The organism is Variovorax sp. J2P1-31, assembly GCF_030317215.1.
In the GTDB taxonomy this organism is placed as follows: Bacteria; Pseudomonadota; Gammaproteobacteria; order Burkholderiales; family Burkholderiaceae_C; genus Variovorax.
Genome location: NZ_JASZYA010000001.1, coordinates 1323632 through 1349555, shown reverse-complemented (window position 1 = coordinate 1349555; position 25924 = coordinate 1323632). Strand labels below are relative to the sequence as shown.

General features: G+C 66.6%; 22 protein-coding genes. 1 reads left to right on the top strand and 21 read right to left on the bottom strand.

All coding sequences use genetic code 11. The features are described 5' to 3' along the window. Nucleotide 1 precedes the first annotated feature (1 nt). From QTI20_RS06220 to QTI20_RS06185, 8 genes are all read right to left on the bottom strand, one after another. A complete protein-coding gene (locus QTI20_RS06220) occupies nucleotides 2–1291 on the bottom strand; it encodes an NtaA/DmoA family FMN-dependent monooxygenase (RefSeq protein WP_286549247.1) in 1290 nt (429 codons plus the stop codon). Then, nucleotides 1288–2238, bottom strand: coding sequence for an LLM class oxidoreductase (locus QTI20_RS06215; protein ID WP_286574160.1), 951 nt, complete (start codon nucleotides 2236–2238; stop codon nucleotides 1288–1290). The genes QTI20_RS06220 and QTI20_RS06215 overlap by 4 nt, the downstream gene beginning before the upstream one ends. 12 nt (nucleotides 2239–2250) lie before the next feature. Further along, on the bottom strand, nucleotides 2251–3504 hold the full coding sequence (locus QTI20_RS06210) for an acyl-CoA dehydrogenase family protein (RefSeq protein WP_286549252.1): 1254 nt from the start codon (nucleotides 3502–3504) through the stop codon (nucleotides 2251–2253). An 11-nt stretch (nucleotides 3505–3515) separates the two neighbouring features. Then, nucleotides 3516–5225 (bottom strand): dipeptide ABC transporter ATP-binding protein, encoded by a 1710-nt coding sequence (locus tag QTI20_RS06205; RefSeq protein ID WP_286549253.1) that lies wholly within the window; start codon nucleotides 5223–5225, stop codon nucleotides 3516–3518. Continuing rightward, nucleotides 5222–6058, bottom strand: a complete 837-nt coding sequence (locus QTI20_RS06200) for an ABC transporter permease (RefSeq protein ID WP_286549255.1) — start codon at nucleotides 6056–6058, stop codon at nucleotides 5222–5224. The genes QTI20_RS06205 and QTI20_RS06200 overlap by 4 nt, the downstream gene beginning before the upstream one ends. Next, entirely contained in the window at nucleotides 6055–7041 is a 987-nt protein-coding gene (locus QTI20_RS06195; RefSeq protein WP_286549257.1) for an ABC transporter permease, read from the bottom strand. Before QTI20_RS06195 ends, QTI20_RS06200 begins: the two co-directional genes overlap by 4 nt. Next, entirely contained in the window at nucleotides 7038–8627 is a 1590-nt protein-coding gene (locus QTI20_RS06190) for an ABC transporter substrate-binding protein (RefSeq protein WP_286549259.1), read from the bottom strand. The genes QTI20_RS06195 and QTI20_RS06190 overlap by 4 nt, the downstream gene beginning before the upstream one ends. Before the next feature lie 498 nt (nucleotides 8628–9125). Then, nucleotides 9126–9911: a hypothetical protein gene (locus QTI20_RS06185; RefSeq protein ID WP_286549260.1), complete on the bottom strand. Its 786-nt coding sequence runs from the start codon at nucleotides 9909–9911 to the stop codon at nucleotides 9126–9128. A gap of 37 nt (nucleotides 9912–9948) precedes the next feature. On the opposite strand from QTI20_RS06185, the gene QTI20_RS06180 reads away from it, so the two are divergent. Further along, the gene (locus tag QTI20_RS06180) at nucleotides 9949–10440 is read left to right on the top strand and encodes a hypothetical protein (protein ID WP_286549262.1); all 492 of its coding nucleotides are present in this window, start codon (nucleotides 9949–9951) and stop codon (nucleotides 10438–10440) included. 665 nt (nucleotides 10441–11105) lie between these two features. Here QTI20_RS06180 and QTI20_RS06175 read toward each other — a convergent pair. From QTI20_RS06175 to QTI20_RS06115, 13 genes are all read right to left on the bottom strand, one after another. Further along, the gene (locus QTI20_RS06175) at nucleotides 11106–11462 is read right to left on the bottom strand and encodes a hypothetical protein (RefSeq protein WP_353507259.1); all 357 of its coding nucleotides are present in this window, start codon (nucleotides 11460–11462) and stop codon (nucleotides 11106–11108) included. Continuing rightward, nucleotides 11459–11800 (bottom strand): hypothetical protein, encoded by a 342-nt coding sequence (locus QTI20_RS06170; protein ID WP_286549263.1) that lies wholly within the window; start codon nucleotides 11798–11800, stop codon nucleotides 11459–11461. The genes QTI20_RS06175 and QTI20_RS06170 overlap by 4 nt, the downstream gene beginning before the upstream one ends. Continuing rightward, nucleotides 11797–12261 (bottom strand): D-Ala-D-Ala carboxypeptidase family metallohydrolase, encoded by a 465-nt coding sequence (locus tag QTI20_RS06165; protein WP_286549265.1) that lies wholly within the window; start codon nucleotides 12259–12261, stop codon nucleotides 11797–11799. The genes QTI20_RS06170 and QTI20_RS06165 overlap by 4 nt, the downstream gene beginning before the upstream one ends. Continuing rightward, on the bottom strand, nucleotides 12258–12707 hold the full coding sequence (locus QTI20_RS06160) for a hypothetical protein (protein ID WP_183025681.1): 450 nt from the start codon (nucleotides 12705–12707) through the stop codon (nucleotides 12258–12260). The genes QTI20_RS06165 and QTI20_RS06160 overlap by 4 nt, the downstream gene beginning before the upstream one ends. Beyond that, on the bottom strand, nucleotides 12704–13129 hold the full coding sequence (locus tag QTI20_RS06155; protein ID WP_286549268.1) for a hypothetical protein: 426 nt from the start codon (nucleotides 13127–13129) through the stop codon (nucleotides 12704–12706). Before QTI20_RS06155 ends, QTI20_RS06160 begins: the two co-directional genes overlap by 4 nt. 142 nt (nucleotides 13130–13271) lie before the next feature. Further along, nucleotides 13272–17366 (bottom strand): SGNH/GDSL hydrolase family protein, encoded by a 4095-nt coding sequence (locus QTI20_RS06150; RefSeq protein WP_286549270.1) that lies wholly within the window; start codon nucleotides 17364–17366, stop codon nucleotides 13272–13274. Continuing rightward, the gene (locus QTI20_RS06145; RefSeq protein WP_286549271.1) at nucleotides 17363–17692 is read right to left on the bottom strand and encodes a hypothetical protein; all 330 of its coding nucleotides are present in this window, start codon (nucleotides 17690–17692) and stop codon (nucleotides 17363–17365) included. Before QTI20_RS06145 ends, QTI20_RS06150 begins: the two co-directional genes overlap by 4 nt. Nucleotides 17693–17695: 3 nt before the next feature. Further along, on the bottom strand, nucleotides 17696–18292 hold the full coding sequence (locus QTI20_RS06140; RefSeq protein WP_286549273.1) for a hypothetical protein: 597 nt from the start codon (nucleotides 18290–18292) through the stop codon (nucleotides 17696–17698). Next, on the bottom strand, nucleotides 18292–22014 hold the full coding sequence (locus QTI20_RS06135) for a phage tail tip fiber protein (RefSeq protein WP_286549276.1): 3723 nt from the start codon (nucleotides 22012–22014) through the stop codon (nucleotides 18292–18294). Before QTI20_RS06135 ends, QTI20_RS06140 begins: the two co-directional genes overlap by 1 nt. Beyond that, the gene (locus QTI20_RS06130; RefSeq protein WP_286549278.1) at nucleotides 22002–22421 is read right to left on the bottom strand and encodes a DUF6950 family protein; all 420 of its coding nucleotides are present in this window, start codon (nucleotides 22419–22421) and stop codon (nucleotides 22002–22004) included. The genes QTI20_RS06135 and QTI20_RS06130 overlap by 13 nt, the downstream gene beginning before the upstream one ends. Beyond that, on the bottom strand, nucleotides 22418–23032 hold the full coding sequence (locus tag QTI20_RS06125; RefSeq protein ID WP_286549279.1) for a hypothetical protein: 615 nt from the start codon (nucleotides 23030–23032) through the stop codon (nucleotides 22418–22420). The genes QTI20_RS06130 and QTI20_RS06125 overlap by 4 nt, the downstream gene beginning before the upstream one ends. Continuing rightward, nucleotides 23029–23652: a hypothetical protein gene (locus tag QTI20_RS06120; RefSeq protein ID WP_286549280.1), complete on the bottom strand. Its 624-nt coding sequence runs from the start codon at nucleotides 23650–23652 to the stop codon at nucleotides 23029–23031. Before QTI20_RS06120 ends, QTI20_RS06125 begins: the two co-directional genes overlap by 4 nt. Beyond that, nucleotides 23649–25796, bottom strand: coding sequence for a hypothetical protein (locus QTI20_RS06115; protein ID WP_286549282.1), 2148 nt, complete (start codon nucleotides 25794–25796; stop codon nucleotides 23649–23651). Before QTI20_RS06115 ends, QTI20_RS06120 begins: the two co-directional genes overlap by 4 nt. Nucleotides 25797–25924: the final 128 nt, after the last annotated feature.

The window sequence follows — 25924 nt, the reverse complement described above, 5'->3', positions numbered from 1 at the left end:
ATCAAAGGGCAGCCGTCGGCGCGCTGGCCCTGAAATGCTCGCGCAAGGTCTGCGTCTCGTAGGCGTGACGGTACAGGCCGCGCTTGCGCAGGATCGGCACCAGCTCGTCGACGATCACGTCGAGCCCGTCGATCAGCCGATCCGGCTGCAGGTTGAAGCCGTCGATGGCGCCGGCGTGGAACCAGTCCTCGATGTGGTCGGCCAGCTGCTCGGGCGTGCCGACGAAGCCGGCATGGCCGGAGCCGGTGTAGCGCGTCTGCTGCAGGTACTCCCGCACCGTGGGCCGGGTCTTGCGGATCTGCGTGACGATCGACTCGCGAAAGCCGATGCTGCCCAGGAAGGTCTGGCTGTTCTTCAGCGGGCCCAGCACCTCCTCGGGGAACGGCGCGTCGAGTTCCAGGGTCGAGGCGTCGTAGCCGATCGCCTGCGACAGCCAGCCGATCGAGTACGACGCCGGCCCGGCGTCGTGGATCTCGTCGCAGCGGCGGCGTGCCTCCTCCTCGGTACTGCCCAGGCTCAGCAGCAGGCCGGGGAGGATCTTGATGTCGTCGGGCGAGCGGCCATGGTCGCGCGCCAGGCCCTTGACCATCCGGTAGTGCGCGATGGCCTGGCCCTTCGTCAGTTCGGCCGCGAAGACGCCCTCGGCCACCCGCCCGGCCAGTGCACGCCCCTGCGGCGAGCCGCCGGCCTGGAAGATGACGGGCTGGCCCTGCCGCGACGGCGGGACGCGCAGGCGGCCCTCGATGTCGAAGAAGGCGCCGTGGTGATGCACCTCCTGCCCCGTGGCGGCCGACGCCCACAACGCCCGCACCACGTCCACGAATTCGCTGGCGCGCTCGTAGCGGTCGTCGCGCTGCGGGATGTCCGGCAGGCCGAAGTTGCGCGCGGCGGGCACGCCGCGGGTGGTGACGACATTGACCGCCGCGCGCCCGCCCGTCTGGTGGTCCCACGACAGCACGCGCTCCGCCAGCTCGAACGGGTCGTTGAAGGTCGACGAGGCGGTGGCCACCAGGCCGACATGCGATGTGGCCGCCGCCACCTGGCCCCAGTTCACCGTCGGTTCCAGGCGGATCGGGTTGGCGTCGTGGGCGGGATTGCCCAGCAGCGGACCGTCCGCCAGGAACAGGGCATCGAGGGTGCCGCGTTCGGCGGCCCGCCCCAGGTTCGCCCAGTAGTCCGGATTGATGAAGGCGTCCTTCTCGAGCAGCGGCGTCTTCCATGCGGCGGGCAGGTAGCCCAGCACCAGCACGTTGATGCCCAGGAGCACATGGCCGGATCGTTTGTTGGTCATGGGTGCCGTCCCGATGGGTGCGAAGGAGGAACATGGGGCTGAGGCACCGGGAAGGCCGCGCGCGCGGTGGCGGCGAGCGGCGCCGGCGCGGCCAGCCGGAGCGCGGCGCGCAGCGACCCGCCGGCCGCCACGGGCGCCACGCGGCCTTCGGCCAGCCAGCGTTCGGCCGTGTCGAGCAGCGCATCCACCGACTGCTCGAGGCCGGCCCGCAGCACCAGGCCGGCCCAGGGCCCGGGCGGCGGCTCCTGGCCCAGCGGCAGCACCGGCACGGTGCCGGCCGCCCCCAGCACCAGCTCGATGGGGTCGTCCTCGGCCGCCGGGGCCCGGTCCGCCGGGGTGGCCGCGTACCACGCGATCACAGAGGCGCCCGTCGCGGGCTCGGGCGCGTTCAGCGGCCCCGCGATCGAGAAGCGGTTCGCCAGATCGACGTGCACGATGCGGTGGGCCTCCACCAGCACCCCCGTCTCGCGGTTGCCGACGATGGTGTCGTAGGGCCAGCTCTGTTCCAGGGCGCGCACCGCACGGGCCGCGTCGAAGGCCGTCTGCGCGTCGAGCGCGGTGCCGCCGCCCAGCCCCGCGCCGCCCCAGGCCGGCGCCTCCTCGGGCCCTGCGGGCGCATAGGCATCGCGCACGCCGATCAGCAGGCCGCTGCGGCCCCGCGACAGATGGGCCAGCGAGGCGACACGGCGCGCGATGTTGTAGGGATGGTCGCGCTGCGGCGTGGCGGTGACGAAGAAGCGACCGTGCCGCGTCGCGCCCGCGAGGGTGGCGCCCACGGCACTGCTGGCCAGCGTGGTGGCGGCCGGCGCGCTGCCGTCCACGCGGTCGATGCCCAGCACGCTGAAGGCCAGCGGCAAGGCATCCCAGCGCGCGAGCAAGCTGCGGCTGGCGGTCAGTTCGATCAGGTGCGGCCCGGCGAGCCCGAGCGCAAGGTAGGGACGGGTCATCTCGCGGCCACCTCAGTTGCCCTGGCCGCCGCGGCCGAGCCGGGCGATGCTCGACACCGGCGACTTGTCGTTGACCAGGTAGTCGCCGAGGATGCGCGCCTTGTAGGCGACCGGGTTGTGCGATGCGAGCGTGCGCGCATTGCGCCAGTGGCGGTCGAGCGCGCTGAGCTCGGAGGTCGCGGACGCGCCCAGCGCACCGAAGACATGCGTGGCCGCGTACAACACGCCGTCCACGATCGCGAGCTGCGCCTGCGCGACGGACACTTCACCGGCAATCGCACGCTGGTCGCGCAGCGCGATGTCGCCCGCGGCATGGGCGGCGGCGATGCGGTCGAGCGAGCGCGCGGCCTGGCGCAAGGCGGCCTCGGTCGAGAACGCGCGCGCCGACACTTCGCCGACCACCTGCAGCAGCTGCGCGTCCAGCGCGGGCACCGGGTCCAGGCCCTGCGGATAGTTGCGCCCCCGCGAGCGGAGCGAGGCGATGCCGTCGCGCTGGATCGCGCGGGTGATGCCGGTGAGCACGGCCAGCAGTGCCGTCTGATAGAAATGGCCCTGGTAGACCACCCGCTCGCTGGCCGGGAACACATCGCCCTCGTGCGCCACGGCCTCCTGGTAGGTGACGCTGCCGCTGGCCGTGGTGCGCTGGCCGAAGCCCGGCCAGTCGTCGCTGAGCACCACGCCGGGCTGGTGGCGGCTGACCAGCGTGGTGATGAGCGAACCGTCCTCGCCCTTGCCGATCACGTCGAGCCAGTCGGCGTAGAGGCTGCCGGTGGCATAGAACTTGGCACCCGTGACCTTGTAGAGGCCCTCCTCGCGCGTCACCCTCGTCTGGATGTTGGCGTAGGTGCCGTTGTTGGCTTCCGTCCATCCGCCACCGACGAACTCGCGGTCCTTGAAACGCTGAAGCCAGCGTTCGTTGGTCGGCGACGGCGCGGCGTTGAGGCGGTCCTCGATGAAGGCCAGGTGGTTGCGCCACACATGGGCCACGTTGGCATCCGCCTCGGCCAGCAAGGCCAGCAGGTAGAAGGTCTGCTCCAGCGACGCCCCCCAGCCGCCGAACACCTCGGGGATGCGCAGCAGCGCGAAGTCGGCGTCCTTGAGCCACTGCACCTGCTCGTAGGGAAAGGTGCGGTGGCGTTCGCGCTCGACGTTGCCCTCGGCGATGCGGTCGAAGAGCGGCTGGAAGCGCGCGACGAGGGCCTCTTCCTGCGCGGTCGCGGCGCGCAGGTAGGTCAGCGAAGCGGGGGCCTTCACTGCAGTGTTCATGGTTCTTTCCTTCAGACGGTGGATGCGTCGGGGATCCGGAGGGACGACGCGGAAGTGCTGGCCGGCGGGCGCGCAAGGCCGTGCGCAGGCGCGTGCGCGCGCTCGCCGGGGATGGCCGCCAGCAGGGCCCGGGTGTAGTCCGACCGCGGGGCGCGCAACAGCGCGGCCGTGGCGGCCTCTTCCACGATGCGGCCGTGCTGCATGACGGCGATGCGGTCGGCCACCTGCGCGGCCACCCGCAGGTCGTGGGTGATGAACAGCATGGCCAGCCCGAGTTCGCGCTGCAGTTCGTCGAGCAGCTGCAGCACCTGGGCCTGCACCGAGACGTCCAGCGCCGAGACGGGCTCGTCGGCGACCAGCAGGCGCGGCCGCATCATGAGCGCGCGCGCCAGCCCGATGCGTTGGCGCTGCCCGCCGGAGAAGGCATGCGGACGCCGGTCGGCCACGGAAGGCTCCAGGCCCACGCGCACCAGCAGGTCGGCCATGCGGGCCTCGGCCTCCGCGCGCGGGACGCCCTGCAGCAGCACCGGCTCGGTCAGGATGCGGCGGATGGTGTGGCGCGGGTTGAGCGAGGACTGCGGGTCCTGGAACACCATCTGCACCGCGGGACGCCATCGGGGGCTGAACAGGTCGCGGGCCTGGTGGATGGCCTCCCCTTCCAGCGCGAAGCCGCCGGCGTTCCGGTCCAGCAGGCCGACGATGATCTGCCCCAGCGTGGACTTGCCGGAACCGCTCTCGCCGACCAGCGCGACGGTCTCGCCCGCGCGCAGGTTCAGGTCGACACCGTGCAATGCCTGCGTGATCTTGCGTTGCCGGCTCAGGACATGGCGCCGGCCCGCATAGTGCTTCTCGATGCCGTCCAGGGCCAGGACCAACGGACGGCCCGGCGCGGGCGCGGGCCGGTCGGCCTGCAGCCTGGGAACCGCGGCCAGCAGGCGCCGTGTGTAGTCGTGCCGCGGCTGGCCCAGCAGCGCGGCGGCCGGCCCCTGTTCGACGATGCGGCCGTGCTGCATGACCGCGACGCGGTCGGCGATGTCCCGCACCACGCCGAAGTCGTGCGTGATGAACAGCACGCTGAGCCCGCGTTGCGCACGCAGGTCCAGGATCAGCTTCAGGATCTCGGCCTGCGTCGTCACGTCCAGCGCGGTGGTGGGCTCGTCGGCGATCAGCAGTTCCGGCCCGCAGGCGACCGCGATGGCGATCGCCACGCGCTGCCGCTGGCCACCGGACAGCTCGTGCGGATAGCGCCTGGCCAGGGTCCGCGGCTCGGGCAGCTGCATGGCCGCCAGCAGTTCGGCGATCTGGTCCGGCGCGGCCGGCATCCCGTGCGCCGTCAGGGCCTCCGCGATCTGGCGGCCCACCGTCAGCAGCGGATTGAGCGCCGTCATGGGCTCCTGGAAGACGTAGCCGATGCGCGCGCCGCGCAGGCGGCGCAGCGCGGGCTCGCGCATGGCGAGCACGTCCTGCCCGTCGAAGTGCAGGCTGCCGCGCGCGACGCGCAGCGTGTCGCCGGGCAGCAGTCCGGCGATGGCCGATGCGAGCACCGATTTCCCGGAGCCGCTCTCGCCGACGATGCACAGCACTTCGCCGCGCGCGATCGTCAGCGATGCGGCTTCCACCGCCAAGGCCCGGTCGGCATCGGCCGGCAGCGCGATGTCCAGGTCATGGATCTGCACCAGGGGCGCGTTCACGCGCTCGATCGGGGGCGGCTGCCGGGTCATGCGTGCCCCCGGGCCGACTTCGGATGCAGCCAGCGTTCCAGGCCATCGCCGATCAGGTTGAAGGCCAGCACGGTGAAGAAGATGGCCAGGCCGGGCAAGGTGGACAGCCACCAGTTCACCTGGAAGGACGTGCGCCCGGACCCCAGCAGGAAGCCCCAGGAAATGAAATCGCGGCTGCCCAGGCCGAGGAAACTGATCGCCGACTCGATCATGATGGCGCCCGCCAGCATCAGCGAGGCCTGCACCATGACCTGCGGCAGCACGTTGGGCAGCACATGCAGGAGCGCGATGCGCGCTGTCGACAGGCCGCTGACGCGCGCGGCACGCACCCAGTCCAGCGCACGCAGCGTCAGCACCTCGGCCCGCACCACGCGCACGATCGGCGGCCACGCGATCAACGCGATGGAGAAGACGATGTGCGCGGGCGTCGCGGACAGGATGGCGACGATGATGATGGTCAGCAGCAGGCCGGGGATGGACTGAAAGAATTCGGTGGCGAGCATGATCGAAGCGTCCACGCTCCCGCCCAGGTAGCCCGCGGCCAGGCCCAGCAGCACGCCCACGCCGATCGCGATGGCGACCACGCTGAAGGCCACCGCCAGCGTGGCGCGCGAGCCATGCACCAGCCCGGCGGCCAGGTCGCGGCCCAGCATGTCGGTGCCCGCGGGGAAGCCCGGCGACAGCGGTGGAAGGTTGGGCTGCGCGACCATGCGCCAGGGGTTGCCGGGGTACAGCCAGTCCGCAAGCACCACGCAGCACAGGAGCAGCGCGAGCACCGCGAAGCCGAACAGCACCAGCGGCCGCAGCAGGGGATGTGCAGGACGCCGGCTCATGTCGCGCTGGCCCGGTCGATGCGCGGGTCGATGGCCTGGTAGAGCATGTCCGCCAGCAGGTTGACGACGATGACGCCGAAGGACGTGAGGATGAACACGGCCAGCAGCACGTTGTAGTCGCGTGTCATCAGGGCCTCGAAGGCGAAGCGCCCGATGCCCGGCCACGCGAACACGGTTTCCACCAGCACCGAGCCGCCGACCAGCTGCGCCGCCTGCAATGCGACCACGGTGAGGATGGGCAGCAAGGCGTTGCGAAACAGGTGGTCGCGCCAGATCAGGCCCGGCGACAGCCCCTTGGCCCGGGCGGTGCGGATGAAATCGGCCCCGGCCACCTGCAGCAAGGCGGCCCGGCTGACCCGCGCAAGGATGGACATGTAGTAGAGCCCCAAGGTCAGCACGGGCAGCACCATGTGCTTGAGCAGGTCGGCCAGCGCAGTCCATCCGCCCTGCGCCTCGGCGCTGGCATCCAGCATCCCATAGGAGGGGAGCCACCCCAGGCGCACCGCGAAGACGATGATGAACATGAGCCCGACCCAGAACATGGGCATGGCGAAGAAGGTGACCGACACGGCCGTGATGGCGCCGTCCAGCAGCGAACCGGGCCTGCGCGCCGCCAGGGCCCCCAGGGCGATGCCCGCCACGATCGAGAAGACGAGCGCCGACGTCGTGAGCAGCAGCGTCGAGGGCAGGCGCTCCAGCACCATGTCGGCGACCGGCCGCTTCTCGCGGTAGGACACGCCGAAGTCCAGGCGCAGCACCGCCTTCAGGTAGCGGCTCAATTGCACGTCCAGCCCCTGGTCCAGACCCAAGTCCCGGCGTATCTCCGCCACGAAGGCGGCATCCGCCGAGCCCGAGTCGCCGGCCAGCATCTGCGCCGGATCGCCAGGCGCCAGCCGGATCAGCAGGAAGCTGACGACGACCACCGCCAGGAGGGTCAGGGCCGCCTTGCCCAGCCGCGCCGCCACGGCCGCCGCGGCGTTCATTTGCCGAGCTCGACGGTCGCGAAGTTGTCGTCGGTGCCCAGGGCCGACGTGATCAGGTTCTTGACCTTGCTGCGGTAGAGCGTGGGGAACACGATGTCGTGCGTCCAGACCATGGGCACTTCACGGGAGACGATCTGCTGCACCTTGGAATAGATCTGCCGGCGCTTGGCCTCGTCCCGCTCGTGCGCGCCCTTCTCGAGCAAGGCGTCCACTTCGGCGTTGGAGTAGCCGTTGACGTTGCCGCCCGTCGAGCCGGTGTCGTTGCCCTTGAGGGTCTTGTAGGTGAAGGTCGGCGTGATGGCCGGATCCGGCGTGGTGTAGACGAAGTTCTGCGCGATGTCGTAGTCGAAGCTGACCAGGCGCTTGTACCAGCCCGCCACGTCGGTGGAGACGATGTTGACCTTGATGCCCACGGCCCCCAGGGCTTCGCGCAGGTACTCCGCCTGGCGCGACCACAGCTCGCCATAGGGCAAGGGCACCAGGCGCAGTTCGAAGCGCACGCCGTTGGCACCGGCCGGATACCCCGCCTCGTCCAGCAGCCTGGCGGCCCGCTTGGGATCGAAGGGGTATGGGGTCTCCACGCTCGCATCCTTGTACGGCGACAGGCGCGACAGCGGCCCGTTGATCGGCTTGCCGAAGCCCGAGAAGATCGTGTTGATGATGAAGTCGCGGTCGATCGCATGCACGATCGCCTGCCGCACCTTGAGATTGGCGAGCTGCGGAATGCGGTTGTTCAGGTGCACATAGCCGACGGGCTGCAGGTACTCCCAGCCGTCCTCGCGCAGGCTGACGCCGGGCAGCGCGGCCAGGCGCTTGATGTCGAAGTTCTCCACGTCGCCCGCGCGCAGCACATCCACCTTGCCCGTCTCGAAGGCGATGGCGCGCGAGTTCGCATCGGGGATGATCTGGAACAGCACCGCATCCAGGTGCGGCTTGCCCTTGTCCCAGTAGTTCTCGTTGCGCACCAGGCGGATGAAGCTGCCCTTCTTCCACTCGGCGAACTTGAAGGGCCCCGTGCCGACGAACTCGGCGTTGGCGGGCGCATTGCGGAAATCGGTGACGCCCACGTACTTGTGGGCGGGCAGGATCGGCAGGTTGAAGGTGCGGATGTAGGCCGGCGACGGCGCCTTGAGCACGACCGTGATCGTCAGGCTGTCGGGCGTCTCGATGCGCGCGATCTCCTCGCGCAGGTGGCGAGAGTTGGCGTACATCGCCGGCAGGAATTCGCCGATGCTGAAGGCCACGTCCTTGGAGGTGAAGGGCTTGCCGTCGTGCCAGACCACGTTGGGCCGCAGCTTGAAGGTGTAGGTCAGTCCGTCCGGGGAGATGCTCCAGCTCTGCGCCAGGCGCGGGACCGGTGCGACGTCCTTTTGCGTGTAGCCCAGCAGCGAGTCGTAGATCTTGCTGCCGACGAAGGTCGCGGGCCCCAGGCGATTGACACCGGGATTGATGGAGATCGGCTCCGGCTGGACGATGAGGTTGAGGGTGCCGCCTTGCTGGGCGTGGGCAGCACCTGCGAGCGAGGCCACCGCCAGGATCAGGATCCGCAGGACGCTTCCTGGACGGAGCTGTTGTTGAAGAGACATGGGGACGCGAGAAATGAACGGCGAAGCGTCGATCGTCGAGATTTGCCGCGGCCGGGGCAAGGGAGAAAAACGCATGTCGATATGCGGTCCCTGAGGGGTCCGGTGCCCTCACGCAAGCGCAAGCCATGCGCTCGGCGCGCGTCATGCTCGCGCAGGCAGAACCCATGACGCCGACCGTTGCGCTCGCGGCCACCGACCTCGAACGGTGGCGGGAAGCGCCGTGAGCGCACGGCTGTCGAATGTCACCGATCGGGGACGATGACGGCGCTCGCCGAACGAATCTGCAGCGCTCAACGAAAGGGACCGACGAAAAAAAGCCCCGTGGATCGATCGATCAACGGGGCTTCAGCATCCTGGCGGAACCGGAGGGAGGCATGAATCAAGCATCTATGCGGCCTGCAGCCCCTTTTTTCTTCATCTGCCTACAGAACTACCTACAAAAGAGTTGTGACTTCCGCTTGGGATTCGAACGCTCGATGCATCCATTGGCCCACCGACCTACCGAAGCACGACCCTCGTCACGCCGCGGAACGCCTTGAAGATCGCCGCGCCCAGCAGTTGGGCAGAGAGGCCGGCCAGCAGACAAATTCCCGCGGCCGCCCAAGACTCCTGGATGAACAGACTGGATAGCGCGTAGATGATGCCGACAGACACCAAGCCAATCGCGAGTGCCAGTTTGAGCGGCACACCATGTACCAGTGGTACGAGTTCACGGTGGACCAACTTTAGGCCGACGTGCTGCATATCGAGCCACACACTGGGGCCCACGTTCGGCCCGGTCATCGTGAGATACCTCAACTCGATGGTCTGACCTCGGTTAAAGACCGGCACCGTGTATCGACGCTCGCGGTGATAGAGGGCGCGCTGTGCGTCGGTCGGTCCTTCGCCAGGAGAAACCTTCAACGCGGCCTCGTACGATGCAGTGAAGGGCAACACGTCGGATAAACCCATGATTCCTGGCTGTTGTGTCAGCAGCGTGGTCCCCTGGCCGGCGTATGCTTTGAGCGACAAATCCGCAAGATCCTTTCCGGTGCCATTGGTGAGAAGCACTCTGCTGAACGAGAGGTTGGTCACATCCTGCCCGTTCCAACTCACTTGGACCGTCCCGAAAATCAGGTCGTTGGCAGCGATCGCAACTCGATCATGGGCGACGGAGTACTCGAGCACGCGGACACGCGAGCGCAAAACTCCAATCAGGTTGGATATCAACCCGCCGATCACGAGCGATACAGCCGAGATCACCCACTTGTGGTCGAGGAGTTGCGTTACATCAGGCACACCCATGAGCCATCTCCACCGTTGTTGAGGACCTGAGCATAACGTGCAAACTCGCCCAATACTGTATGCTTGTACAGTGTTCTGCGCCGTTTATCGAATCCGCCGCGGGGGCGAGCCGCTCCACCCCGATGACATCCGTCTGTTGCGAGTGACAGGCGAGCTGCGCTACGGCATTCGGTTGCTGCGCGGCCAATACAAGATCATGAAGGCGCAATTGCTGGCCGCGGACGGCGCGACCTACGTGATCCCGGTACTAGACCAAGCGCGGCTCCTCAAGATCGAGAAGGACGGCATCCTGATCACCGGCACCGAGATCATTCCGACCAGTCGAGGCATCAAGAACATCAAGAGCAACGACTACCCTCAGACCTGGTGGTGTGTACCCATTCACCTCGACAAACATAAACCCAGTGACGTCACTGCGGCGCATGCGAGAGCATTCACCCGTCGGGAACAGGAGGCAGCCGAGGAGCGTAGGAGGACCCAGAAGATCGGCTCGACCATGGATGGCACATACGCGCGCCGACGCAGGTGAGATTTCGAGGGAGTGCCCTATATTCGGCGCTCTAACAATTGAGGAGATCGAATGCGCTATCTGTTGCTCGCTGCCTTGGCCTTCCTCACGGCTTGTGCTGCGCCTCGACCGCCCCTGACAACCCCATCAGGGAATCCTGAAGTCGTCATCGAATCAGTGACTCGGAAGCAGTTGGCCGACCGGATCGTTGAGCGCGTGGCGTCGCGCGGGTTGACACTAAAGTCTGTGACGGAGTACCAAATTGTGGCAACGCAACGCTCCACGGACACAACGGCAAATGTGCTCTTCGGGTCTCGATACGACTCGGTCCCTGAAAATCGATTGCACTTCACTCTCATTGAGCAGCCAAACGGGGTGAAAGTGTTTGGCAGAGCAGAGATCGTCACGAATCCGGGCTCTGGCTTCGAGCGTGTTCATGACATGACGCAAAGTCACAACCAGACGATCCAGACGATGTTGGAAAACCTGCGTAGTGAGTTTGTCGGCGCAGGGTCTGTAAACCTAGCGCCTGCGATGGGCAGCGGTGCGGTGTCCTCTAGTGTCGTCGCCCCGGAGGGCGGCTCTAACGGGAAGTCAGCCTATCAAGCTGAGCTGCTTGCAAAGACGCAAGCTTGCTCGAATTTGCCAAGGGCCGCATTGACTGCTCAAGGTCCCGGATTCGAGACCTATAGCGTCCCCTGTTCAAACGGCGATGCGATGGCCATCCGGTGCGAGTACGGGAACTGCCGCATTCTCCGATAGCTAACGCGGAAACCCGTGCTGCTTGCGGATGTAAGCAGCGATGTGCATGACCGCAACGCGGCCAGCAATTCGCCCTCGTAGCCCTCGCGGATCTCAATCTCAGCTGTGAGGGCTGCGACGAAGCGATCGAGGTCTACCCCTGGTGTGAGCGCATCAGAGGGCATGGCGGGCCGCGCAGGCTCGTCGACACGGCATTCGATGGGCACCGGCACCTTCACCTGGTGTGACGTCGACGCGCAGCCGGCCAGCAGCAGCGCACAAAGCAACGCCACGCGCTTCATCGCGCCCTCCCGTGCAGCCAGTCATCGGCCCGATCTCGAGCACTGGCGCAGTCGTTACCCGGCACGCTTGGAGGGGTGGATAGGATTGCCTGCGCCTTGCTCTGCTTGTCTGCGGCCGCCGCCCGCGCCGCGGCCGTGGCCTTCTTTGCCTCTGCCGCGCGCTTGTCGGCTTGCTCGCGCAAAGCTTCCGTGGCATCGCTGCAGGCTGACGCGTCGGCGCGGGCCTCGTCCCGCTGGCCAGTGAGGGCTGTCACGTCGTCGCGGGCTCCCAGCCAGGCCCAACCGAGTGCCGCGTTGCTGGCCAGGCTGATGAGGAACGCGATCAACACGGGGTTCATACCCGTTGCACCCCTGCGACCGTGCCTGCGTTGCTGATCGTGATGATGCGGTTCACGTCCTTCGCCGGCCGCCGCGTGCTGACGTGGATCCAGGATCCGAACTCGTGGATCAGCTGGCCAATGCCCAGCTCGCTCACCTTCGGCGCCAGCGCCTTCGCGACGTCGTAGGGCGTGCCGAATGCCGGCGCCTTGAAGTCGACAGCCATCGCGCGCAAGTGATCGCTGCCGCTGCCGCTGCCGATCGCCTCGTTCAATGCGGGCGACCGATAGGCACTGGTGACAATGATCGGAATCTCGCGGCCAGCCAGGCGGGCGAGCTCGGCTCGGATCCGCTCCATCAGTTCACACGTCTGCACTGCCGCCGACTGCAAGGCGGCGGGCAGCGAGTTGTCGATGCCGCGGCGCGCCGCGGTCTCGCTCGCCGTGAATTCCTCAAGGGAAAAATGTGCGGTCAGTTTCATGTGCTGCCTCCAGCTGCTGCCCGTGTGGCCATCCGGTCCGCCACGAACTTGTTGTACATAAGCTCGAGCGACTTCGCGCCGCCAAAGCTCACCATGGGAACGAAGAAGCCGACCATCAGCCCGGGCATGTCGAAGTGCGATGCGAGGAAGAACGCGCAAATGCCAGCGAGCCACGAGCCGCACATGTGTGCGCTGACCAGCAGCGGAAGGTTGCGGATAGGCTTCATCGGTACATCGCCGTCGATGCCGGCGTTGACCTGGTTGCTGATGCGAAACAAGAGTGCCGTCACGCCGGCGAGCGTCATCAACACGCACAGCAACAGCGACTCGCGCAGCGTGATCTGGGCGAGCGCCTGGTCGAAGGTCAGCTTCGCGGCCCACGCCGCCGGCGGCCAGCAGCACAGGAGCAAAAATTTCAGAATGGCAAGGATGCGCAGGGGGCTCACTTCCGAACCTCCCGGGCGTCCTGGTTTTCCCAGTAATGGCAATAAACGCCGATGCAGGCGACCAGCAGGGCCACGAACGCATCGAGGAGGTAGCGCGCCACCACGGGCCGTACCTCGTCCGCCCTCACCTCGACGAAGGCCATGGCGCACTGCGATAGCGCGAGGCCCATGAAGACGATGTGCCGATGCCGATGCGTCCAACGGACGGAGAAGCGCTCAGGAAGCCAGTCGTTCACCAGCACGTCAAGGAGCCCGAGGATCGCAACAGCTCCAAGGAGCGTGAAGGCGACGAGACCATTTAGCCCGTCCTGCGCCATGATTTCCCGGTGCTGGCTCCACGGATCAAGCATTGCGATCACCGCGGTGACAAGGCATGAGCTGCTCACGTAGAAGCGGACCATCCAGGAGAAGTGCGTCTTCATGGTGCTCCAGGCAATAAAAAACCCGCCGAAGCGGGTTTGAGTGGGGGTGAGATCACGTGGTGAGGCCTTCGGTTTGAAGGCCAAGTCTCGGAGTGACGGCGTCCCGTTTCTAGGGAAGAAATGGGACTTTCGAGAGCAGCGCCTAGGCGTGGTACTTCAGGAACGCAAACTCCGCATCACCTAGCTGCTGGTATCCGCTCGTGGCCGGGTGCACACCATTGTTCTGGCGCTGGACCTGCACGGCGGCGTTCCTGCTGTTGACCGGAGCCGCGGCGGCGAGTGGATAGTTGCTGACCGTGTCCAGCGCCACGTTCGACGGCACCAGGTGGATCCGATTCGCCTCCTGGCCCGCGTACTTAGCGATCAGCTGCTGCACCCAGAACATGATGTTGCGCTTGTCCCGGAAGCGGGGCTGGCCGGTGCCATAGGCATAACCGAATGCGTCCTGGCTGGCCGCCGGGGGCGTCGGAATCACGAGGCCGATGCGGATGCCGGGCCCGGCAGCCTTGATGCTGGCCAGCAGCGCATCCAAGTTCGTGAAGGCGCTGGTGGCCGTTGCAATGGCCAGGGCATCGGACGTGACGCTGAAGACGTCGTTGATGCCCAGGCTCGGAAACACCCAATCCGGCACGGCGACGCCAAAGTCGGTCAGGTACTGCCCGAAATTCAGCGCGCCGCCGCGCCAGAAGGGATTGCCGGGCACCGTGGAGAAGGCACTGAAGGCGATCGTGACGTCTCCCGCGCCTGCACCCTTGGTGAGCACCCCACTGGCGGTGGGTGCCCCGTTGAGAGGGTCGACGCTGCAGATGATGGTGCCGGCGCCACCGGTCAGCGCGACCTCCTGCACGGTGTAGGTGTTGCCGTTGTTGGTGTAGGTAGTGGAGTTGATCGCCGGGGCCGTCGTGACGCCGGAGACGGTGAAGCTGTAGTTGGTGCGCCCGGCGGTCGAATAGTCGGCTATCGACCAGCCGCCGCGGCCCTCGTGCCGGTTGAGGCCGGTGCCGCGGGTGCCGAGCAACTCGATCTTCATCACGTCGGCCGCGGCGCGATCGAGAAGCGTCTGGCCCACGACGCCAGCGTTGACCAGGCTGTCGCCGAGCCGCAGCACCTTCTGGGTCACGCCGGCGCCGGCATTGAGCGCGGCGGCACGCGCGATGGTGCTCTTGCTGACCAGCAGCGCGCCGGTGCGCTTCTCATGCACGGCGAACGTCAGCGATCCGGTGGCCTGGGCCGCGGCGGGCGTCCAGGTCCAACGCTCCTCCTGCTGCTGGCCATTGCCCACGGCCGAGGTGACATCGAGGAAGTAGTCGCGCGCGCTGTCGAAGAACAGGTTGTCCAGATACACGTTGCACTCGCTGCCGACCACGCCGTAGACGTGGGGCGGCACCACGATGTCGAGGGCGGTCGTGGGGGGCACGATCGATGCGGCCACCGCTGCCACGAGGGCCGTCGTCGGGGAGACGACCGACACCTCGGCGGGGTTTGTGAGCATCAGGTGCTGGAAGCCGATGCGCACGCTGCCCGAGCCGAAGATCGCCCAGCCGGCCGTCAGCGGCGCGTTCGAGGTCGTGTACCAGCTCGACAGGGCCGAGTTGCTCAGGGTGCCGCGCGGCTCACCCATTGCGGCCTGAGCGCCGGCCGCGGTGCGCGCATAGACGCCGATGAAGTACTTGCCGTCGGTGAAGCTGGCATCGCTGAGCGTCTTTACCGCGCCAGTCGACGGGTCACGCAGAAGGATGGTGATGTCGGCCAGGTCGTTGGCATCTTCCTTCACCACGATGCTGCCGACGGCCACCACCGTGCCATTGGTCTGTGGGTTGCCCCCCACGGCGGTGCGCACCATCACATTCAGGGTGCGCCACTTCGCCGCTGCGGCCGCGGCCCGCGTCAGCGCCTTGATGCGCACGGCATTGAAGGAAACGCCGCCCGGGGTGAAGACCTCGCCCCAACCCGAGAAAGGCAGATCGCGGGGTTGAGACGAGAAGGTCGAGCCCGCGATCACTACGTCGGTGGCGGTTGCTGTCACTGCCGTGGTGGTGTCGAAGGCGTAGGCCACGGGTGCCTTGACGGAGTCCTCCAGCGACTTGATGCGGGGCGGCAACGTGGGATCAACCGCCGCTTCAACGAATGGCGCCGACGGAAAATAGTTGATCACCTCGACCGGATTGGTCAGCGCCAGGTGCTCAAAACCTGCCGCCGATCCCGCCCCTGGCGACCCGGCCAAATAAGCCGCAGTTTTCGGGTCGTAGGGAAGGATCGTGTAGTAGGTCTGCGAGGTCGAAACCACGTTGGCGTTCGTGCCTCGGGGCTCGCCCATCGCCGCAGCCCCACCCACCGCGTTCTCGGCATAGACGGCGATGAAGTACTGCGCGCCGAAGTCAGCGTCGCTCAGCATGCGCACCGCCCCTGTTGTCGGGTGCTTCAGGACGATGATGACGTCCTTGAGGGTCTCGTCGGCTGGATTGACAAGTGCGCTGCCCACGGCCACGACTGTGGAGTCACCACCAGCCGGCGTCGCGCCTGTTCGGACCACAACGCAGAGCTTGCTCGCACGGCTGCTCTCGGCGACACCCGCCACCCGGCTCAGCGTCTTGACGCGAATGGCGTTAAACGACACGCCCGAGGGCGTGAACAGGTTGCCCCAACCGCGGAAAGGCAGATCACGGGCGGCCGTGGACGGCCCCGTGAGCGCACCGACGATGGAGGTCGCCGAGGCGGTGACCGCCGTCTTTGAGCCGATCGCATATGCGACCGAGGGGATGACGTTCAGGAGCGAGGCATCCGTCGCGGCGCTCTTCTCAGCCAACGCCGTGACGCTGGCCTCGAGGCCGGCATCGTCAGCCATGGGCGGCCAGACCGGGCCGGCAGCATCTCCCTTGAACATCCAGAGGCTCACGATGTCGAACGACGTCGACGGCGTGTTTGAGTACGGGTAGAGGAACAGGAAGTCGCCAGTGGCAGGAATCACGAAGGTGCGGCGCAGCAGCTGCGGCTGTGCCGTCGTCGTGATGGTGCCCGCGCCCGCTTCGGTCGTCGCGTTGGCCTGCCCTTCGGCGGCGACGTTGCCCGCGGTGTAGCTGCGCGTCGGCATCTGCACCACACCGCCGGTTCCGACGAACAGCGCGCAAACCGTCACCGTGTCGCCTGGCGCCGCGCCGATGTCCGAGTACCAAAGCACCGGGCCGCTCAGCTGCACGTTGCTCACCAAGCTGCGGCGGATGGCCTTGCCGTTGAAGACAGGGTTGGCGACCAGCGTCCACGGGTAGTTCGCACCATCGAGCGACATCCACTGCTTGCGGCTGCCGACGTTCACACCAGGCGTGCTGCGGCGGAAGAACGGATCGACCCATGCGCTCCTCTTGCCCGTCCACACCGGCTTTCGCACTGCGTCCGAAGACGCAAAGCGGGTGCGCTCGGTCGCCACGCCCCCCACGTTCTCCCAGAGGATCAGCGCATCGACGCTGCCAGGCACGGGGGTGCTGAAGAACTTGTTGGCCGTGCTGCCGGTTGCGGCCAGGCCTGCGGCCGTGGTCGGGTAGATGCCGGCGTAGAGCTGAGCCGCGTCGCGCGATGTCGCCGCACCCGTCTGGGCGGCAGCGGCTGCAAGCGCCGCCGCCTTGGCCGCGACGGCTTGGCCGGTGGAAATGTCAGCCTGCGTCGTCGCGGCACCTACCGCGCCGGCGACATCACCGAACGCCACGGCGATGGCCTGCGACGTGTCCTTTGCCGCAATGGCTTGGTCGCGCACTGCCTCAAGTTCGGGCGTGGTAACCGTCGAGCCCTGATTGCTCCACGCCGAGCCGGTCCACATGTAGAGCACGCCGTCGACCAACCACGCATCGCCGGGCGTGTTTCCGATCGCGGGCAGATCTTCAACCGAATTCTTGACGCCCTTGGTGGCCAGGCCCTTGGGGTCGAGCTCGCCGCTCTCCCATGCCTGCTTCAGCTCGCCGAGTTCCGATAGAAAGGCTTGCAGCTGCTTCGTGGCCTGCACGACGGCGCCCTGCGTCGGCGCGATGGCGAACTCAGCGCCGGCGACCGTGGGCCCGGCATAGGCCTTGACCAGCTTCAGCTGCGTGTCGCTCACGGCGCGCTCAACCTCGTACAGCCCTTCGGGCGCGAAGAAGATCGCGCCGGGCAGCACGTTGGCAATGAATTCGGTGCCGACGCCGGCGACCAAGTCGGATCCGTTGGCCAGGGAGACCAGGCCAGTGCGATACCAGGTGCCTTCGCTCATGCCTGCACCTCGCCGTCTTCGCCCGCGAACACCGGCGTGGCGCCGGCCAGCGCATCGCCCGGCTTCACGCTCTCGAGCAGGCGCTGGCAGAACCATGCAGGCCAGGCCGCGCAATCGCCGGTCGGGCGCAGCTGCAGCTGGGCAGCCGAATGCATGATCGGTCGCTTTTTCGCCTGGTGCGCTTCTCGCGAGACGTAGCCGGCGAGCACCACGCTGCTGGTGTCGTTGGACAGCATGCAGCCGTAGTGGGTGACGACGTGATACGTGGCCACGGCGCCGGTCTCGGCATCGGTGATTGGCTTCTCGAGGGCAATGATTTCGGGCATGGGCTACTCCTGAAAGGTGGGCCACGCCACGGCCGCGATCTGCTCGCGCGTGGCGTCGGGGTTCTGGATGGCATCGCGCAGGGCCTGGCGGGTGCCGACAAGCCACTGCGATTCGGTTCGGAAGGTCTTGACCGCGTCGAAGGTTCTCGCGCGCATGTCAGCGGGGTCGATGCCGCGCGCAGAGGCGATGCCATCGAGGTACGGCGTGGGTGTCTCGTGGTCGGCGGCCCAGGCCAGCGCCTCGGCTTCCTGCGCGGCCCAGGTCTGGCGCTCCTCGACCGGATACCCTGCGATCAGTGCAGCCGACTCGGTGCTGAAGCTGCGATTGATCTCGGCCAGCTTGGCGGTGCGGAGCTGCTCAAGGGAGCGGTCGACCCACACCTTGGCGGTCCAATCGAAGGTGTGATGCTCGCTGGGCTGCAGGGGCATCTGCACCCAGCCGTCGGCACCGCGATAGACGTCCGGCGGTGCCTCTTGCGCGAGCACCGTCAAGCCCGGGAATTGGGGCATGGCCATGGTCTGCCCACGCATCACGACACGGCCGTTGGCGTCGAGCGCACAGAAGGGCCACGAGCCCGGAGGGGTTGCGGTCTCGCTCATCAGGCGCCTCGCTTCTGGATCTCCACCATGAGGATCACCGGTGCGCTGGTCGAGATGACCGGCGAGGTTCCCCAGGTGGCAAGGATGGAATGGGTTCCGGGTCCGTAGTCGACCAGGCTGCCGTTGCAGAGGGTGGGCGACTGGAACAAGTAGCTGGCCCCTCCTTCAGTGCCAGCGCCTTCCCGTGTGATAGTCGACCGCGCGCGCGCGATCGCCGAAGCGCCGGTGACCGAGAGCTGGGCCTCGAAGCGCGCTTCAGGAAGCTCGTCGGAGTTACCGCCGACCGCCAGCGCGGATGCGCGCCAGACCTGGCCGGCCGGCACAGTGAACGACACGCCCGCAGCAGAGAGACCGTCGGCCGACAGGGAGATGCCCAGGGCGAAGCCGGCCACCTTCAGCGTGCCAATGTCCGCGTCCTTGATCTTGGCGACGTTGATAAAGACTATGCCGCCCTCGACGCGGAACGGCGCATCCAGGGCGGTCGCATTGACGTCGGCCACCACATAGAACCGATCGGCGAAAACGATGGCCTCCGACTGGGTGGCCGCGCCACCGCCACTGCTCGAGACGCCGAGCGACAGGCCAGCCATGGCGCGCTTGCCCAGGGCGGTGATCACCTCGGTGCGGATCATGTGCTGGGCGGCGACGTTGCCATTGAGGCTGGCCAGCGTGTTGCTCTGCACCTCGACCGTCGCCGACAGGCTGCCCACGCTCGACTGCACCGTGGTGATCAGCGAGGCCATGGCGCTGTACTGAGTGGTGCGGGCCTCGCGCTCATCGACGATCGCAGCAGTGTTCAGGTCGGTGATCGCCGCCACGATGTCGACGCGCGATGCAAGGGCGCCCTGCTCATCGGCGAAGGTCGACAGCTGGCTGCTCACCACCGCCTGGTTCTGGTTGACCTTCGAGTGCACGGCCACGAACTGCTTGTCGGCGAAGAGCAGGCCCTGCGCCTGCAGCGCTGCAATCTCGTCGAGCGAGGCCTGCACGACACCGCGCAGGTTGCCGATCACGCTGTCGAGCGATCCCAACGTGACGGCGTAGGTGTAGCCCGGCGCACCGCGGTTGCCAGCGACGTCGACGGCCGTCACCCAGTAGCGGTGCTCGCCGAACTTAGGCTGCACGCCGCTCCAGCTGAGCGCGAGGATCTGGGTGACAACCGTGGACGTCTCCCAGGTCTCCCCGATCCGGATCTCGTAGTGCGCGATCGGCTGCGTGGTCTTGCAGTCCTGCCAAAGCAGCGCGACCGTGTTGCGGTTGTTCACTGTGCCGTGCGGGTCAGACTGGGCCGGCGGTTCGATCTCGATCGTCTTGAACACCGGTTCCGACCATTGGTCGATGGTGTTGTGGTGGGCGGCCCAGACGGCCTGGCTACCTGCGGGAAACCAGCCGAGGTTCGCGCTCGCGGCGCGGCCGTCGAACAGGATGTTGCCCTCGGCCAGCTCCCAGCTCGGCCCGCGGCGCAGCTGCGTCGCCGACCAGCCCAGCAGGTCGATGCCCTCCGGCTCCTGCCAGTACGCGAAGATGCCCGTGAGCTCGGGCTCGACGCGCAGGCCCAGCACGCTGTCAGGCGGCCCTTCGAGGCCGTGCACCTCATGCTGAATCACCGACCAGTTGCTGCTGGCATAGGCGGTCAGGAACTGCACGCGGATAACGTAGGCGTTGTGCACCTCGAGGCCGAGCAGATAAAACTCTGTCGCATCGCCCGGCAGGTCGACCGTCTGCCACGCCAGGCCGCCGTCAGCGAGTCGCCACTGCAGACGCGTCGTCCCAGCCTGCAGCACCATCGCATCGGGCGACTGTGCCCACGACACATGCACGCGCACCACCATGACGCCGTCCTGCTGGACCATCTGGCTTTCGCCGCTGATTGCGACCAGATCGAGCGGCGGGCCCGGCTTGATGAAAGGGCTGGGCAGGCTCGTGTTTGGCGAAGGGTCCGCCCGTGTCTCGTCGGCCAGGTCGTAGAAAGACTCTTCGTCCTCGACCACCTGCAGGGAGAGCGGCGATGCAGGGCTGTACGTCCAGTCCTGCACCCGGAACGGCTTATTCTCGAAACCATTGAGCCGGTCACTCAGAACGATGCGATCGCCTGGCTGCAGGTGCCATGCCTTACGCGACGGATGGATCTGCAGCACGAAGCCGCCCCGGCTCTGCTCGACGACGACGCGGGCCAGCTGCTGCGTGCGAACATGGTCGCCTGTGAAGGACAGGACCAGATCGCGCACCTTCTCCTTCTCGTCGAGATCCAAGAACGTCGTGTTGAAGTACGGCGTGAAGTCTTCGGTGACGCCGTTCCGCGTTGCATTGACGTAGGTGCCGCGGACGCCGTTATAGCGAGCGGTGCCAGGGTTCGCAGTCTGGACCACCGAGCTCGGCGCGATCATGTCGTCGTCGGTGAGTGCCATGACGGGCGTGGTCCACGCGCCCGCCAAGATGCGCCAGACCCCACCCGACTCCAGGCTGAAGCCGGCCATCGAGTCTTCGATCTGCTGGCGCGTCGCATCCCGATCCTGATCGCTGCGGAACATGCCGTCGCACAGGTAGCGGGCCCGCGAGCCGCCGTAGCTTGCGGGGTCTGCATCCACATCGGCCGCGGCATAGACGAACGTATCGCAGATGTTGGCGGAGCTGATCACGTCCTCGACGTTGATGTGCTCCAGCGCGGCGCCATAGCCGACCTCGGACTGGATGAAGTCTGCGAGGCAAAGCGCGTTGTTCCGGCTGTAGGCGATGGTGCCGGTTCGGAAGTCGTAGACGGGCTTCCCACGGACCTTCACCGTGATCTCGGGTATGCCGCCCTGGAAGCGCTCGAGGAGCTTATTGACGGTGACCGCGAGGTAGGTATAACCGCTGAATTTGTGCGCCTCGGTCCAGAGGTCCGGCCTCGCGGCACGGAAGAAGGCATCGGCTGTGTCCACACCACCTGGCGAGGTGTGGATCTGGACGTTGAGGGCAGCGCCGGGGCCGTTGACCCAGTAGGAGACGCGGCCCTTGACACCCTTCTGGCCGACAAGTGCACGCCCACCGAACGAGTTCGGCAATTGCCCGAGCACCACGCCGGTAAGCGGGTTGCCATTGAGGTCTGTGATCCCCTGCAGATCAAAGCCATCTACGTCCAGCCGCAGCGGCAGGATCCAGTAGCCATCCGGATAAATCTCAGTGCCGCCCTCGGTCTCCCGTGAGAACTCGGCGAGCTCGAACTCCTTGATCTCGAGGCGTCTCACGCCCTCATCGAGCTGGAAATTCGCGCCGTCCGCATAGCCCTGCGGGTCCAAGTTCCCGACGTGCTCACCACCGATATAGATCGCATCCACGCCTGCGCACTCGTGGGACGCAATCAGGAAGATGAAATGAGAGAACTGCTCGTGCTGGCCGCTCGTGAACACCGCCGGCACGGTGCCGCCCACCGGCGCCGGCGAGCCGTAGATCGTGACGAAGGGCGACTCCGCCTGGATGATCAGCGCGGTGCGATCTCGCAGGTTCGCAGCTTCCTGCTCGGCCGCCCGTTGCGCAGCGGCCTTCGCCCTCTTCTTCGTCTGAATCGACCCATAGATGGTGTTGGCCACCGACACCACGTAGAGCGCCACCATGGCAATCTGCGCGACAGTCGCAGCAGCCCACCACGCGGCGATCGCAGCCGTCACCGGCTCAGCCGACACCGCCCCGCAGAAGCCCAGCAGGCCGGTAAGTACAAGGGCGCGAAGAATCAAAGGCGCCACGATGCGACCCCCGCGGTCAGAGGCAGGAACTCGAGGCGATCGTCACCGGGCACCACCAGGTGCGAGCCGGTGCAGATCCCGAAGCTGTACCCGCTGACCCGCCCCACCCTGCGACCGCTTCGTGCGAGCACGACGTCGCCGCGCTGCGCCATCAGGCCAGCATGCGCAGCACCGAGTCGCGCGCTGGCCACGGCTTCGAAGCCGCCGGAAGAACGTACGAGCCGCAGCGCCGTGAGCAGGTTGCGTCGGTCGTAGATGCCACCCGCTGCACGCAGGTCGCTCAGCGGATCGGTGCCAGTCTTCGCGATCACCCATTCAGCAGCGATCAGCACGCAGTCGTGATGGAAGTACTCGAAGGGGCGCGAGCGACGCTCAGCAATGAAGGCGTCGAGATTGGCCCCCGTCATCCCTTCGCCCTCAGACGTGCATTGAGCTCAGCCTGGAGGCGCTTGGACACCCAGACAGCCTGATTGCCAATGAGCGAGGTCAGGTACTCGAAACCACGCTCACCCGGATGGCGTGCCTGGTGCTGTGCATTGTTCATTCGGAGCGCTGAAGGGTTGTTGCGTCGGTCGTAAGAGGCCGTGCGGCACTTGAGAGTGATGGTCCCGGACGTGCCATCGCGCTGAGCGTCGAGCGTGTCCATCACGCCGGCGAAGCGCATGACCGGCTCACCGCTCAGTTGGTAGGTGTTGACGTTCACCATCGCGACATACAACCGCATGGGGCGGTCCTGGTAGTCGTTGGGGTCCCCGAGTGCCAGCGCGCGAGTGCCCAGATCAACGGCCGACAGCGTCAGGTTGAGCTTCTCTTCCGCCCCGTCCTCGCTCTCGTGAACCTCCCCGATCGAACCGAGGTTGCCTACGCCCTGCCAGATGTGGCCGCGCGCCTCGACATTCATAGGCCAGGTGGTGTATCGGGGCGTGCCGAAGCGGCAGAACAGCTCGACGAGCGCCATCTCAGCGAGGACCGGAGAGGACGCAACGGCGTTGAAGCCGGAATTGGTAGCGATGCTCACTGCCAAGCCTCCATGAGGTCCAGGCTGAAGCCCCCCTGCAGCTCGCCGCCGTGCTGCGACCATGAGGTCTCGCTCGTGGTCCGCTTCATGAGGCACGTGGGGCGATCCCACACGACCGCAGAACCCGCTGCGACAGCGAGCCGCAGCACAGGCTCGAAAGTAACGATCATCACGCCCCCGGCATTGGCGATCGCGTCGGCTTGAACGTGCAGCAACTGGCGGCCGACGGACGCCTGATTGACGCCGATGTAGTCGCCGGCGAGCAACGTCGCTCCCGCTTGGTCGGCTCCGATGCTGATGGCCAGCGAGTTGACGCCGGCGCCCCCGCCTGCCGTGATCCACACGCCACGGGCCGAGCCACGCGGGTGTGGGCGGGCGATGTCGTAGACCGCCAGGTGGTTGATGCGGCCCCTGAGTGCCAGCATCAGCACACGCCAGGCGGCGGCGGCGTCCTCTTCCTCGCGATCGTTGCTCACGATGGAACAGGTGAATCGCGGCGGTCCCAGTACAGACGTCTGCACTGAGCCTGTGTCGCCGCCCTCCGAGGTCAGGTCGAAGTTCTTTACGCCGAAGTCCTGCCGCATGATCGACAGGTCTTCCGGGATCTGGATGATGCTCATGACTGGGGGGCAATCTTCATGCGCTGGAAAATCTCGTACTGCGCCTTGTTGTTCTGATTCAGCATGCGCTGCACACCGGCGTAGATCTCGCCCTTGTCGGAGCGCGCATCGATCTGGATGGCGTAGCTGGGGGCATAGGTCATGCCGCCCGCTGGCGACCCCACGTCGCCGTGGTTGTAGGCCTTGGGCACGATGGCCTCGCCTTCGTGGATCATGGCGAGCATGTCGCGGGGCACGTAGTTCGTGCCGACATCGAACTTCGGTACGCCGCTGAGGCCGGTGATCAAACCGTCAAGGCCGGCTTGATTTGCGGCGCTGTACCCGGAACCGCCGCCGAACAGCGCACCGAAGCCGCTTAGGGCCGACCCGAACCAGCCCGAGCCCGAGCCGCCGGAAACCATGTCGCCGAACATCGAGCGGGCAATCTGGGCTGCCGCCGCTTCGGCGACCATCCGATTGAGCATCTTCTGGAAGTTCTTGCCGATGTTGTCGAACTCCCCGTCGAGCACGTCGGCCAGGCCGGAGCCCAGCGCGCCCTGGACGTTCTCCGCGGCCTGCTTAGAGAACTCGTCGGTGTGCTTGGTGAGCTCGTCGAGTTGGGCCTTCGCCTCGCCATACTTGGTGGCTTCTGCTGCGATGGCGCGGCCGTAGGCGTCGCCTTGCAGAAACCCTTCGGTGCGCAACTTGTTGAGATGCTCGAGCGCGGCGTTGTAGCTCTCGAGCGGTGTCCGCGTCGCCTCGATGATCCGGCGTTCATCGTCTTGCATCGCGAGCAAGCGGCGTTGGCCTTCCTGCTGCGCGGAGAGCGCCGCCTTCTTGTTCTCGTCGCGCTCTTTCTCGATGTCGATGGTCGCCGCGGCAATCAGCGCGCGCTGCTTGTCTTCGTCGCTGAAGGTCTTCCCCTCGGCACGGGTGCGCCGGATCTCGGCCAGCGTGATCTCGACCTGGCTGAGATCCTTGGCCTTCTCGACCTGCTTCTCGAGGGTCTCGAGGTAGCGCTTCGCATCGGCCTCAGGATCCTTGGCCTTTGCGCCTGCACCACCCGACGCGAGGATCGGCGCAGCAACCTTGGGGCTTTCCCGCTGAAACCGCCGAGAGACCGCGTCGTTTGAATCGTTCGGATCGGCATTGGAAAGAGCTTCGACGCGCTGGCGGGCCTTCGCGATCTCGATGTAGCGATTGAGGTTGTCGAGGTCGAACTGGCGGGCCTTGTTCGCCATCGCGACCGCGTTCGGGCCGCCGACGTTCTTTCCGAAGGACTCATCGATGTCGCGTTGGAGCTGCGCGCGCTCGGCCGTAAGCTTCTTGATGTCCGCGCCGGCGTTCATGGACATCTTTGAGAAATTCGGATCAAGAGCGCCGAGGCCGATGTCCTTGATCACCAGGCCAACTGCGCCCAGCTTCTTGATCTCAATGTACTGGTTGAGCAGGCTGCTCAGGGATTTCAGCAGCGGGCCGCCGATGGAGATGGCGGCAGCCTGCGAGGCCAGCTCGAGGCGCTTCAGGTTGTCGTTGAAATCTGCGGCCTCTTTCGCAAGAGCGCCGCCGTAGATCGCGCCCAGCTGCTCGGCTTCGGTGCGAAGATCCGCAATTCCCTTTCGACCCAGGTTGAGCAGCGGCAGCATTTCAGCCCCGCTCTTCCCGAAGATCTTCTGAGCGAGCGTTGCCTTTGCAGCTCCATCCTCGTAGGTCGCAAATCGATCGGCGAGATCGCCCAGGACGTCGTCCGTGCTGCGCAGTGTGCCGTCGGCATTCTTGAACTCGACGCCGAGTGCTTTGAAGGTTGAGACGGCTTCCTTGTTTCCGCCGGCGGCCTCACCCATCATTTTGGCCAGGCGGGAGAAGCCACCGCTGAGCGCCTCGATCGGGGTGCCTGCGACCTCGCCCGCATAGCGGAGCTCGCTGAGCTTCTCGACCGAGATGCCGGTCTTCTCGCTCATGTCGTCGAGGCCGTCGAGCATGTCGATCAGGCCGCGACCTTGCGCCACGACCAAGCCTGCGCCGAGGGCGGATCCGACTCCGGCCAGGCCGCCCTTTATCGCTTTCGCCTTTGCCTGCAGGTTATCGAAGTGCCGGCTGACCGCTGCAAACGCCGCAGCCGATCGGTCGGTCGCGGCGAGGACTATTTCTGCTTTAGTGCTCACGCGTTCACCTTCGCAAACGGCGATTGAGCACCTTCACCTGCCTCAGGATGCTGGCGCTCGAGCTGGCGGGCGGTACGGGCGGCGGAGGCGGCGCCCACGGATCCGGGCCAAGGAAGTGGGCTGCTACC